Annotated in this window: 12 protein-coding genes and 1 pseudogene; all 13 read left to right on the top strand. The window is 44.9% G+C overall.

All coding sequences use genetic code 11. The features are described from left to right. Positions 1 to 107 precede the first annotated feature (107 nt). Complete coding sequence (locus QVP35_RS07680) at positions 108 to 2027, top strand: BglG family transcription antiterminator (RefSeq protein ID WP_288187807.1); 1920 nt, start codon at positions 108 to 110, stop codon at positions 2025 to 2027. A gap of 17 nt (positions 2028 to 2044) precedes the next feature. Beyond that, positions 2045 to 2500, top strand: coding sequence for a transcriptional regulator GutM (locus tag QVP35_RS07675; protein ID WP_009290546.1), 456 nt, complete (start codon positions 2045 to 2047; stop codon positions 2498 to 2500). A 15-nt stretch (positions 2501 to 2515) separates the two neighbouring features. Further along, positions 2516 to 3070, top strand: coding sequence for a PTS glucitol/sorbitol transporter subunit IIC (gene srlA / locus QVP35_RS07670; RefSeq protein WP_009290547.1), 555 nt, complete (start codon positions 2516 to 2518; stop codon positions 3068 to 3070). Positions 3071 to 3092: 22 nt separating this feature from the next. Next, on the top strand, positions 3093 to 4106 hold the full coding sequence (srlE, locus tag QVP35_RS07665; RefSeq protein ID WP_006565779.1) for a PTS glucitol/sorbitol transporter subunit IIB: 1014 nt from the start codon (positions 3093 to 3095) through the stop codon (positions 4104 to 4106). Between the two features lie 29 nt (positions 4107 to 4135). Beyond that, a complete protein-coding gene (locus tag QVP35_RS07660; RefSeq protein WP_006565778.1) occupies positions 4136 to 4489 on the top strand; it encodes a PTS glucitol/sorbitol transporter subunit IIA in 354 nt (117 codons plus the stop codon). Between the two features lie 180 nt (positions 4490 to 4669). Then, on the top strand, positions 4670 to 5539 hold the full coding sequence (locus tag QVP35_RS07655; protein ID WP_006565776.1) for a metallophosphoesterase: 870 nt from the start codon (positions 4670 to 4672) through the stop codon (positions 5537 to 5539). An 11-nt stretch (positions 5540 to 5550) separates the two neighbouring features. Continuing rightward, positions 5551 to 6321 (top strand): segregation and condensation protein A, encoded by a 771-nt coding sequence (locus QVP35_RS07650; RefSeq protein ID WP_009290548.1) that lies wholly within the window; start codon positions 5551 to 5553, stop codon positions 6319 to 6321. Continuing rightward, positions 6296 to 6871 carry an SMC-Scp complex subunit ScpB gene (gene scpB / locus QVP35_RS07645; protein WP_006565774.1) on the top strand — a complete coding sequence of 192 codons (576 nt, stop codon included), beginning with the start codon at positions 6296 to 6298 and terminating at the stop codon, positions 6869 to 6871. Before QVP35_RS07650 ends, scpB begins: the two co-directional genes overlap by 26 nt. A 13-nt stretch (positions 6872 to 6884) precedes the next feature. Then, positions 6885 to 8624: a biosynthetic-type acetolactate synthase large subunit gene (gene ilvB, locus QVP35_RS07640; RefSeq protein ID WP_009290550.1), complete on the top strand. Its 1740-nt coding sequence runs from the start codon at positions 6885 to 6887 to the stop codon at positions 8622 to 8624. Positions 8625 to 8635: 11 nt separating this feature from the next. Beyond that, positions 8636 to 9133: an acetolactate synthase small subunit gene (gene ilvN / locus QVP35_RS07635; protein ID WP_006565772.1), complete on the top strand. Its 498-nt coding sequence runs from the start codon at positions 8636 to 8638 to the stop codon at positions 9131 to 9133. Positions 9134 to 9515: 382 nt separating this feature from the next. After that, a complete protein-coding gene (locus QVP35_RS07630) occupies positions 9516 to 9962 on the top strand; it encodes an Hsp20/alpha crystallin family protein (RefSeq protein WP_009290551.1) in 447 nt (148 codons plus the stop codon). Between the two features lie 187 nt (positions 9963 to 10149). After that, positions 10150 to 10572: a DUF2000 domain-containing protein gene (locus QVP35_RS07625; RefSeq protein WP_009290552.1), complete on the top strand. Its 423-nt coding sequence runs from the start codon at positions 10150 to 10152 to the stop codon at positions 10570 to 10572. Between the two features lie 563 nt (positions 10573 to 11135). Then, positions 11136 to 11292 (top strand): annotated as a pseudogene (locus tag QVP35_RS07620) (acetyl-CoA C-acyltransferase); the annotation flags it as partial.

Below are 11292 nucleotides of genomic sequence, written 5' to 3'. Positions count from 1 at the left end.
TGGCAAGCCAGAGATCTTCTTATGTACATGGTGTGACCATCAATGTAGCCGGCGGAAAAACAAGAGGTTAGGCTCCATACGGAGAAAAGGTGGTATTAGGTAAGCTTATGAAACTTTTTAATGATGAAAACAGAATGGCTGCTCTGTTGAGGAACGTGGAGGTACAGGATTCCTCCGACGTAGAACGCATTGCGGCGAAGCTCAGCGTTTCCACAAAGACTGTGCGGAACGATGTAAAAGAGCTGAACTGCCTGATGGGCGGATATGCAGTCATCAGCAATAAAAAAGGACAGTATAAGCTTATTGTATTCGATCAGAAGGGTTATGAGGAGATTCGAGATAAGATCTACGAACAGGAAGAATATTTTAATTCCCCTCAGACAAGGATGGCGTATATTTTCTGGCAGCTGATGGATGCCAAAAAGCCGTATCTGATCGATGACCTGTCGGAGGAGATGAAGGTAGGGAGAACGACAACCGTCGGAGATTTAAATCGTATCCGGGAACAGATAAAAAAGTATGATCTGACAGTGGAAGGAAAGGCAAACACAGGGCTCTCCCTTTGCGGGGAAGAGATTAAGATCCGCCTGTTTCTTCTGGAAAATGTCTATGAGCAGATTTATCTCAACTATCCGCTGGGCAGCCGGTTAAGGCAGCTTTTGTATGATATGCAGACAGAATATTCTCTGGATGCCTTGGGATTCGGACAATTTTTCAGGGCATTTGTAGTCATGATCGACCGCCTTGGGAACGGACATACGATTGAATCTCTGGACCACAGGTATCTGGAGCTTTATGACAGCAAAGTATACGAGATTGCGGACGAATTTGCGGACAAAGTGGAAGAGGCTGTTCCGTTCAAAATACCAAAACCAGAGAGGATCTTCCTCTGTCTGCCTATTGCAGGGATGAGGACTCCTGTTAATACGGAAGGGGAGAACTATATCCAGATTTCAGAAGAGGCGGCAGATCTGATTATTGAGATTTTAGACCGCATCCGGGATGAGATCGGTGTTACAGTGATCGTAAATGAACTGTTTGATGATTTTGTCTATCATGTATTTTTTATGATCAACCGGCTGAAATATGGATTTCATATCCGGAATGCTTTGGTGGAAGAAGTAAAAGATGAATACTCCGTTGCCTACACGATGGCCGGCATAGCCAAAGATGTCATCGAAACGAGGACCGGAGTCGAGGTGACGAAGGACGAGCTGGGGTTTCTGGCAATGTATTTCGGCGTGTTTCTTTTAGAACAGGCGCCGGAACAGAAGCAGTACAGAATTGCCATTGTATGCGGCTCAGGAAAGATCATCGGAAGACTGATCGCCAGCCAGCTGAAAAATATTTTTGAGGTGGAACCGGCTATCGATTATTATTTTAATGGAGATTTTGAGGCGGAAAAAGAAGATTCCTACGACTTGATTATTACGACAACAAATTTAAAGACAAAAGGGCCGACACCGATTATTGATATTGATGAGGTGTTCGACAAGAATCTGCTGAAAAGTAAAGTAGAAAGTGTAAAAAATATGGCGGAGATGGGAATACCGATTCGCCGGGGAATTGATTCAGTGTTCCTGAACATGCTGGACGAGGAACGGTTCTTTGTGCTTAGGCCGGAACTTGGCTATGAAGAGAATGTGGACATGATGACCGAAGAACTGTATAAACAGGGACTTGTGGACGAAGGCTTTGAGGAGAGAATCCGCATTCGGGAACAGGAATCGACAATGATATTTGAAAAAAATATTGCTTTTCCTCATACGACGAATAAACTGCAGAAGCTGACCCTTGCCTTCGGTGTATTTCCGGAAGAAGAGAAGGCAAAGGGAGAGGACGAAGTTCAGCTGGTGTTTTTGCTGGCCATCCCGGAAGAAATGAAAAATGATTCCGTGCTGATTCAGCTCTATGACAACATGCTGGCGATCGCCCATGAGCCAGACGTGGTGAAGAAGCTTCGGCAGATGAAGAGTTACAGGGAATTACTTCTGTATTTTGTGGAAGAGAACAATATTTTTAAATAAGGTTAAGGAGGATGCGTATGTCATACTATTTATTGATTGCAGGAGCGCTGCTGACGGCATTTATACTGCAGTTTCTGTTTTCAATGGTTCAGATGAAGGGCTTTAACGTCCACTACGGAAGAATGAGAAAAATCGGAAGAGTGGCAATCGGAAAAAGCAAAGGCGGTTTTCATGCCGGAGCTATGGTGATGTTTGCAATTGATAAACGTGGCATGATCAAAGAAGGATGTTTCATGCGGGGATTTACAATCTTTGCACGATTTAAGAAGTTTGATGATTTCAACGGAAAGAATGTGGGACTGATTACGAAAGAAGACTGCAAAGGCATGGAATATTCTTTGAGACGATCCGTTTTGAATGCAGCCTCCAACTACAACACGATCATGGACGGAGGCGAAGTAGTGGAGACGCCGGGACTCTTGACGAGAATTGCGGACATGCTTCTCGGCAAATCCAGAAAAGCCTGCAAATAGGAAGGAGAAATATATATGAACGTTATTGTAAAATTTGCGTCAGGATTTATGGGATTATTTGACACTGGTGCCCAGACTTTTATCGGATGGGTGTCAGGAATTGTACCGAAAGTATTACTGTTACTTATTTTAATGAACACCATCATCGCATTGGTTGGACAGGACAGGATCAACAAATTTGCGAAGGTGTGCTCTAAAAATGTTATTTTGGCTTATGGGGTGCTGCCATTTATCGCGGCATTCATGTTAGGTAACCCAATGGCGCTTTCTATGGGTAAATTCCTGCCGGAACGCCAGAAACCAAGCTACTATGCATCAGCAGCTTATCACTGCCACACAAACAGCGGTATTTTCCCGCATATCAACCCGGGTGAAATCTTCATCTACATGGGAATTGCAGCTGGAATCCAGAAACTCGGCTTAAACGAAACAGACCTTGCACTTCGTTATCTGTTAGTCGGTCTTGTCATGAACTTCTTTGCCGGATGGGTAACTGACTTTACGACAAAGATCGTTATGAAACAGCAGGGAATCGAACTGAGCAACGAGATTAAGTTAGAGGATCAATAAAGAGAGAAAAGGAGGATTCATCATGGCAGAATACAGAGCAATTAAAATTGAAAAAGGAAGCGGCGGATTCGGCGGACCTTTAACCGTAAAACCGGAAGAAGGAAAAGACGTTTTATTATTCATCACCGGAGGAGGAGCAGAACCTGATATCGTTCAGAAGATCGTAGACCTCACCGGATGCCGTGCGGTAAACGGATTTAAGACAACTGTACCGGAAAAGGAAATTTTCCTAGTCATCATCGACTGTGGAGGAACTCTTCGCTGCGGTATCTATCCTCAGAAAAGAATTCCTACCATCAATGTAAACCCGGTCGGAAAATCCGGACCGATGGCGAAGTACATCACAGAAGACATCTATGTATCCGGTGTCGGCATGAACCAGATCAGCGCAGCAGACGGATCTGCGGCTCCGATCAGATCAGAGGCGCCTAAGACAGAAGAAAGAGAATTCAAATACAGTGCAGACAAGAAAGTTTCCGAGCAGATGGGCGGAAACGGCGGAAAGAAATCCAGCTTCATCCAGAAGATTGGTATGGGCGCAGGGAAAGTCGTAGCGACATTCAACGCGGCTGCGAAAGAATCCGTCAACACCGTATTACATACGATTCTCCCGTTCATGGGATTCGTGTCACTGCTGATCGGTATTATCCAGGGCTCCGGTTTCGGAAACTGGTTTGCACAGATGTTAAAACCACTCTGCGGAAATATCGTGGGACTTGTGATCTTAGGACTGATCTGTTCTATCCCGTTCCTGTCCTGTCTGTTAGGGCCTGGAGCCGTTATCGCTCAGATCATCGGTACTCTGATCGGTGTGGAAATCGGAAAAGGAAACATTGCTCCAGGACTTGCACTGCCGGCATTGTTTGCCATCAACACACAGTGTGCCTGTGACTTTATTCCGGTAGGTCTGGGACTTGCAGAAGCAGATCCGGAAACAGTTGAAGTCGGTGTGCCTTCTGTGCTATACTCAAGGTTCATCATAGGTGTGCCGCGTGTGCTTGTAGCATTCGTAGCAAGTATCGGATTATACAAATAATTCAGTTTTAGCAGGAAAGGAAGAAGAACATGATTTATCAGACAACAATCAAAGGAATGGGAGATCAGGTAGAAGCATTTGTCGGAGAGGGGATCTTCGTAACATTTGGGGACAACGCTCCGGATACTTTAAAAGATTTCTGCTACTCTGTAGAAGTGACTCCGGTTCAGGGAGAGATCAAGCCGGGCAGTAAGCTTGTGATCGACGGACAGGAATACAAGATTACCATGGTTGGAGATGTTGCCAGAGAAAACCTGAACAACTTAGGCCACGTAACATACTCATTCAACGGAAGCGGGGAATGCCTTCCGGGAAGCATCTGTGTAGAAAAAACAGATGTGCCGACATTAAAAGTGGGAAGCACAATTTCTATCACAGAATAAATATTATGTTTCATAACAATGGACAATGGGGGACGGAAGCCCGTATGCGGCATCCGTCCCTCTTGTTTTTTTTCAAATTATTTAGTAAAATAGGGAAAGGTGTACCCGGACTGTCAAGAAAGGTACGGGAATGGCCTTTAAAAGAAACAGGACTTCCAAATACCGGGAAAGTGAGAGAGTATGTTGTTTATAATTTTAACTGCAGCTGTAATATTGGGGGCGGCTGTATGTTTTGCGAGTATGAATGAAAATCAAAACTTGTCGTTGGAAGAATATACGGTTGTTTCTGCAAAACTGCCGGAGGAATTTGACGGCTTTAAAATCGTGTTCCTGACAGACCTCCACTGCAATGAATTTGATTACCAGAATAAGGCGCTGATCGACATGATCGACGGCTGCAGTCCCGATGCCGTTTTTGTGGGCGGGGATATGCTTGTGAGCAGGGTGGACTCGTCTTATGAAGTCGCGCTGGATTTGATGAGAGAACTCTCCCGGAGATACCGTATCTATTATGCGGACGGGAACCATGAAATGAGGCTCAAGAGAAATGAGGAAGTCTATGGAGTGGCCTATAAAGAATACGTTCACCAGCTCAAAGAATGCGGAGTCGTTCATCTGTCCAACGAGAGTATCATGGTCGACAGCGGTATTTCTGCCATCTGTCTGACGGCTTATGATATGGAAGAAAAACAGTACCGCAAGTTTCATCCTGCTCCGCCTTCGCTGGAGGAGATGTCGGATGCGCTCGGAGATGCAGATCCGGAATTTTTTCAGGTACTTCTGGCCCACAATCCAAATTATTTCAGGCAGTATTCCAAGTGGGGGTGTGATTTGGTCTTATCCGGGCATTTCCATGGAGGAATGGTCAGACTTCCGAAGATCGGCGGTGTGATATCGCCTCAGTTTCAGCTGTTTCCGAAGTATGATGCGGGAGAATATCAGATCGGTACATCGATCATGATCTTGAGCCGCGGTTTGGGAAATCATTCAATTAAGATCAGGCTGTTTAACAGGCCTGAGGTATCGTGTATTACATTAAAGAAAAAGTAGGACATTTTAATATGGCAGCGATTGATATAAAATTAAATGTTTTTGAGGGACCCTTGGATCTTTTGCTCCATCTGATTGAGAAAAATAAGGTGGATATCTATGACATTCCTATCTCTGAGATCACGGAACAGTATCTTGCCTATATCCGTGAGATGGAGGAGGAAGATCTGGATGTGATGAGTGATTTTCTTGTGATGGCGGCGACACTGCTCAGGATCAAAGCCAAAATGCTTCTTCCGGCCAAAGAAGATGATGAGGAAGAAGGCGATCCGAGGGAGGAATTGGTTTTAAGGCTTCTGGAGTACAAAATATACAAGTACGCGTCCAAAGAACTGAAAGCCAGAGAGTACGAGGCGGAGAAGATCTTTTTTAAAGAAAGGGCCGTGCCGGAAGAGGTGCTCAGATACCGCCGTCCGGTTGACGTCCGGGAGATCACAAGGGATGTCACCATGGAGGATCTGAACAGGATTTTCCAATTTGTCATGCGCAAGAGGGAAGATAAGATCGATCCCATCAGGAGCAAGTTTGGAGAGATCAAACAGGAGGAAGTCCGGCTGGAAGATAAGATGGAAGAAGTGGAATATCTGATCTCTTCCAGGAGACGCATGTCATTCAGACAGCTGCTGGAAGGACAGATGACCAAAGAAAAAGTCGTGGTCACATTTCTTTCAGTTTTGGAACTGATGAAGGTTGGAAAGATACGGGCTGTCCAGGAAAAGATCGGACAGGAAATTATAATAGAGGTGTTGGAGAGGCATGAGACAGAAACAGGCAGTGATTGAGGCAATTTTATTTTCCATGGGAGAGAGCGTCTCGAAGAAACAGCTGATGGCGGCTCTGGATATCCCGGAGGATTTATTTTTTTACTTAATTGATCAGCTGAAAAGAAAATACAACAGAAAAGACAGCGGAATCCGGCTTCTTGAGCTGGACGGTTCTTACCAGCTGTGCACCAGGCCGGAATACTATGATCAATTAATTAAAATTGTAAACCAGCCGAAAAAACCGAAGCTTACCGATGTCATGATGGAGACTTTATCGATCATCGCATATAAGCAGCCGGTGACAAAACAAGAGATAGAAGCCATCCGAGGGGTCAAATGCGACCATCCGGTCAATAAGTTATTAGAGTACAACTTAATCCGGGAGGCCGGGCGTTTAGACGCCGTCGGACGACCGATATTATTCAGAACGACGGAAGAATTCTTGCGCTGTTTTGGAGTGGGATCCATAAAAGAGCTTCCTGAAATTGAACAGGATAAGGTAGAGGACTTTAAACAAGAAGCTCAGGAGGAAGTAAAATATGCATTAGAGGAACTGGAACAAAATTAAGGGAGGACAGCATATGGGAAAAATTACAGGAAACCAGCTTTTGGTAAAGGCATTGAAAGAAGAAGGCGTAGATACCGTCTTTGGGTATCCGGGGGCCTGCGTCATCGATATTTTTGATGAGTTATACAAAGATGACACGATCGACGTGATCCTTCCGAGACACGAACAGGGACTGATCCATGCGGCAGACGGGTATGCAAGGTCTACCGGTAAAGTGGGGGTCTGTCTTGCGACCAGCGGGCCGGGGGCGACAAACCTGGTGACGGGAATCGCTACGGCGAATTATGACAGTGTACCGCTTGTGTGCTTCACCGGGCAGGTGGCGCTTCCGCTGATCGGAAATGATACGTTCCAGGAAGTTGATATTGTGGGCGTGACAAGAAATGTCGCCAAATTTGTGATCGTTGTAAGGGACAGGGCAGATCTGGGACGTATTATCAAAGAAGCCTTTTACATTGCAAGGACCGGGAAACCGGGGCCGGTGCTGATCGATCTGCCAAAAGACGTGATGGGCACCTTCGGCAGCGAGGAGTATCCGGACAGCGTAAATATCAGAGGATACAAACCGAACACAAAAGTACATCACGGACAGGTGATGAGAGCCATGAAAGCTCTTCACAAGTCTAAAAAACCACTATTTTTGATCGGCGGAGGAACAAAGATTGCCGGAGCCCACAAAGAGATGACAAAGCTTGCGGAAATATTGAAGGTACCTGTGGTGTCTACGATTATGGGACGCGGAGTACTGCCAACGGACCATCCGCTCTACTTTGGCAACATCGGCATGCACGGAAACTTTGCGGCAAATGAAGCTATTGCAAACTGTGATGTCCTGTTTTCCATCGGGACGAGATTTAATGACCGGATCACGGGAAAACTTGGTACGTTTGCGTCCAAGGCAAAGATCATACATATTGATATCGACACGGCGGCCATTTCTAAAAATGTAACCGTGGATATTCCGATCGTTGCAGATGCAAAGGAAGCGATTTTAGATATTCTGGAATTGGCACAAAAAGAACCGGCTCTGAATGTGGGGCGCTGGATCTCCATGATGGAGAGCTGGCAGAAATCCCATCCGATCAAGATGGAGGATGCCGAGGGAAATCTGACTCCTCAGATGATCATAGAGGCCATCAACCAAGATTTTAAAGAACCGATCGTTGTCACAGACGTAGGGCAGAATCAGATGTGGGCGACACAGTATGTAGAACTCCATGGAAACCGCCAGCTGCTGACATCAGGAGGGCTGGGTACGATGGGATACGGATTCCCGGCGGCTTTGGGTGCATGTATCGGAAATCCCGGAAGGGAAGTCGTATGCATCAGCGGAGACGGCGGAGCCCAGATGAACATCCAGGAAATGGCGACAGCAGTTGTGCAGGAACTTCCTGTGGTATTCTGTATTTTCAACAACGGATATCTGGGCATGGTGAGACAATGGCAGGATCTCTTCTATAATAGAAGGTTCGCAAGCACATGTCTGAAATATAGAAAGAGCTGCAAAGGCAACTGTACGCCGGAGAACCATCCGTGCCCTCCGTATACACCGGATTTCGTGAAACTTGCGGAGAGCTATGGAGCTCAGGGTATCCGTGTGACCAGGCCGGAAGAGATTGATGCGGCATTTGAGAAGGCAAAAGAAAAGACTGACGGACCGACATTGATCGAATTCATTATTGACAGCGAGCAGCTGGTATTCCCGATGATGAAGACAGGCGGTTCCATCAACGAAATGATTATGGATCGATAGGAGGTTTTTCTATGGAAAAAAGATGGTTATCCTTATATGTTGAAAACCGTGTGGGAGTGCTGGCGAGGATTGCGGGTCTGTTCTCAGGAAAATCCTACAATCTGCAGAGTCTCACGGTGGGAACGACAGAAGATGAGACGGTGTCCAGAATGACGATAAGCGTAGAAAGCGATGACGCCACCTTTGAGCAGATCAAAAAGCAGCTGAACCGCAGCGTGGAAGTGATCAAAGTTATGGATTACACAAACATGTCGATCCGCATGAAAGAGATCATGTTTATCAAGGTGAAAGGCTGCACCCAGAAGGACAGAAATGAAGTGTTCCAGATGGCACAGGTTTTCAAATTCCGTGTGAAGGATATGGGGAAAGACAGTATTTTGATCGAATCTGTGCGGACAGAAGCAAAGAACAATTCGATATTAAAAGTTTTTAAGAAGAGATTTTCCAGCATTGAGGTTGTGCGGGGCGGAAGCGTCGCGATCGATTCTATCAGTATGCAGGACAGATAAGAAGACATTTTCTACATGATTTCCGTTCGGCTCTTAGAATGCCTCACTCCAATCATGCAGAAAATGGATATAATATCTGCCGGAGTAGATAGGGTCTAAATAGAAGGCACCATCCTGCGGCAGGAATAAAAGGTTATATACATGCAAAGGCTTAGGGGCAGACAGGCTCCTGAGCCTTTGCTTGTTTACAGCATACCTTATCGCGCGAAGGGTATGAAATACGGTGTGCCCTGTGGGCATTCTTATTTTGTGAAAAAACTGTGAACATTTATTTGATGAGTTGACAGACGGAAAAATAATTGTTATATTACATATAGAACAAATAAACAACATATAACAGTGCGGGATTCCCGCACAGAAGATAGAATAGGAGGAATGACTTATGTTGATGCCAAGTATTTTTGGAGAAAATCTTTTTGACGGATGGATGGACCGGGCGTTTAAAAATGCATTTCCTGCTGACCGTTTTGGCTTTGGAGATTTTGAACGCGGCATGAAGACAGATATTAAAGATACTGAAGACGGATATGAATTAAGTATGGAACTTCCCGGTTTCAGCAAGGAGGACATTTCCGCCCAGCTGAGAGACGGTTATCTGACTATCAGTGCGGCAAAGAACGAAGTAAAAGACGAGAAAGACAAAGAGGGAAACTATATACGGAAAGAGCGTTATTCCGGAAAGTGCAGCAGAAGCTTCTACGTCGGAAAAGAACTGAAACAGGAAGATATCAGGGCGAAGTTTGACAATGGCGAACTGGTGCTGAGATTTCCAAAGGCTGAGGAAAGAAAAGAAGTACCGTCAGAGGAGTTCATTTCAATAGAAGGATAACGCTGAAAGATTTGACCGGGGTGCTGAAAAGGCATCCCGGTATTGTTATTTCATAGGAAAGCTCTACGATCTTTCCTATGAAATAACGCTCTGCGGGTTGTACACAGCAATATCATACAAGAAATTTCTTGCCGTACAGGTTACAATAGAGCCTGTCAAAAAATCTGTTCACAAATGGAGGAATCAAATGGATATTGCGAATGAAAAATGTGTGGTTGTCATCGACGGGGAGCTTCCTGCCGGGATTGCGGTAAATACAGGGGTGATCCTTGGTATGACCATGGGGAAACATATGCCGGGGGCTATAGGCACGGATGTCATGGACAGCGGAGGAAACGAACATATGGGGATCATAACTTTTCCCGTTCCTGTTTTAAAAGGCAGCCGGAAAGTATTAAAAGAACTAAGAGAAAAAGTGAACCAGCCCGAATTCAGCGAACTCATCGCTGCAGATTTTTCGGATCTGGCACAAAGCTGTATGATTTATGACGAGTTCGCGGAAAAGATGTCAAAGACGCCGGGGGAACAGCTCAATTACCTTGGAGTGGCTCTTTGCGGACCTAAAAAGATGGTGAATAAATTAACCGGGAGTCTGCCTCTTTTAAGGTAAAAACAAAAGAAAAAAGGAAACACACACAGATGTTTTGATAAGTCTTCATATATAGTTCTCCAATTCATGGGAACTCCGGTTATAAGATGGTCTTTCAGCCCATCTTTTTTTATTCCATAGGAAAGTTCGTCCTATGGAATAAAAGGCCCTGCGGGCAGGATGCGCAGCTTCGCGCGCGGAACAAAAGCTGTGCTTAGAGAAAACTGGTTCGCGAGGTGTGTGAAGCACACTTTTGTTTGCTTCCTGAGAAAAAAGACAGATCATATTGTTAAAATTGTGACGATATTAAGTTGATTTTAGGGGATACAATGTCTAAAAATATATAAAAGTTTTCTAAATAAAAAAACGAACATATGGCTGTATTTAAAAAAGTACAATCTATACTGCATACAAAAGACCGAAACAAACGGCTTAAATACGCAGTTTTTAAGATGATATGAAGCCTGTATCAAGGCCTGAAACAAATTTGTAATTGAAATGAAAAAGTGATTGTGATACTATTAACATATCGGCGGGAAACTGCCAAACACTATATAACACAGAATTATTATGGAGGAATTGATATGTCAAGAAAAGTAGTTATTGCAAGTGCTTGTCGTACAGCAGTAGGTAAGATGGGCGGAGCATTGAGCACAACTCCGGCTGCTGACTTAGGATCAATCGTTATCAAAGAAGCTCTGAACAGAGCCAATGTTAAGCCAGAGCAGGTAGATGAAGTAT

This window comes from Anaerostipes sp. CAG:276 (genome assembly GCF_000432215.1).
Taxonomy (GTDB): domain Bacteria; phylum Bacillota; class Clostridia; order Lachnospirales; family Lachnospiraceae; genus Anaerostipes; species Anaerostipes caccae.
Note: the sequence above shows the minus strand (reverse complement) of the source record. Positions and strands in the feature narration are given on the sequence as shown.

Coding starts and splice junctions, on each gene's coding strand:
- QVP35_RS07680 (WP_288187807.1), top strand. CDS start 108: ATGAAACTTTTTAATGATGAAAACAGAATGGCTGCTCTGTTGAGGAAC.
- QVP35_RS07675 (WP_009290546.1), top strand. CDS start 2,045: ATGTCATACTATTTATTGATTGCAGGAGCGCTGCTGACGGCATTTATA.
- srlA (WP_009290547.1), top strand. CDS start 2,516: ATGAACGTTATTGTAAAATTTGCGTCAGGATTTATGGGATTATTTGAC.
- srlE (WP_006565779.1), top strand. CDS start 3,093: ATGGCAGAATACAGAGCAATTAAAATTGAAAAAGGAAGCGGCGGATTC.
- QVP35_RS07660 (WP_006565778.1), top strand. CDS start 4,136: ATGATTTATCAGACAACAATCAAAGGAATGGGAGATCAGGTAGAAGCA.
- QVP35_RS07655 (WP_006565776.1), top strand. CDS start 4,670: ATGTTGTTTATAATTTTAACTGCAGCTGTAATATTGGGGGCGGCTGTA.
- QVP35_RS07650 (WP_009290548.1), top strand. CDS start 5,551: ATGGCAGCGATTGATATAAAATTAAATGTTTTTGAGGGACCCTTGGAT.
- scpB (WP_006565774.1), top strand. CDS start 6,296: ATGAGACAGAAACAGGCAGTGATTGAGGCAATTTTATTTTCCATGGGA.
- ilvB (WP_009290550.1), top strand. CDS start 6,885: ATGGGAAAAATTACAGGAAACCAGCTTTTGGTAAAGGCATTGAAAGAA.
- ilvN (WP_006565772.1), top strand. CDS start 8,636: ATGGAAAAAAGATGGTTATCCTTATATGTTGAAAACCGTGTGGGAGTG.
- QVP35_RS07630 (WP_009290551.1), top strand. CDS start 9,516: ATGTTGATGCCAAGTATTTTTGGAGAAAATCTTTTTGACGGATGGATG.
- QVP35_RS07625 (WP_009290552.1), top strand. CDS start 10,150: ATGGATATTGCGAATGAAAAATGTGTGGTTGTCATCGACGGGGAGCTT.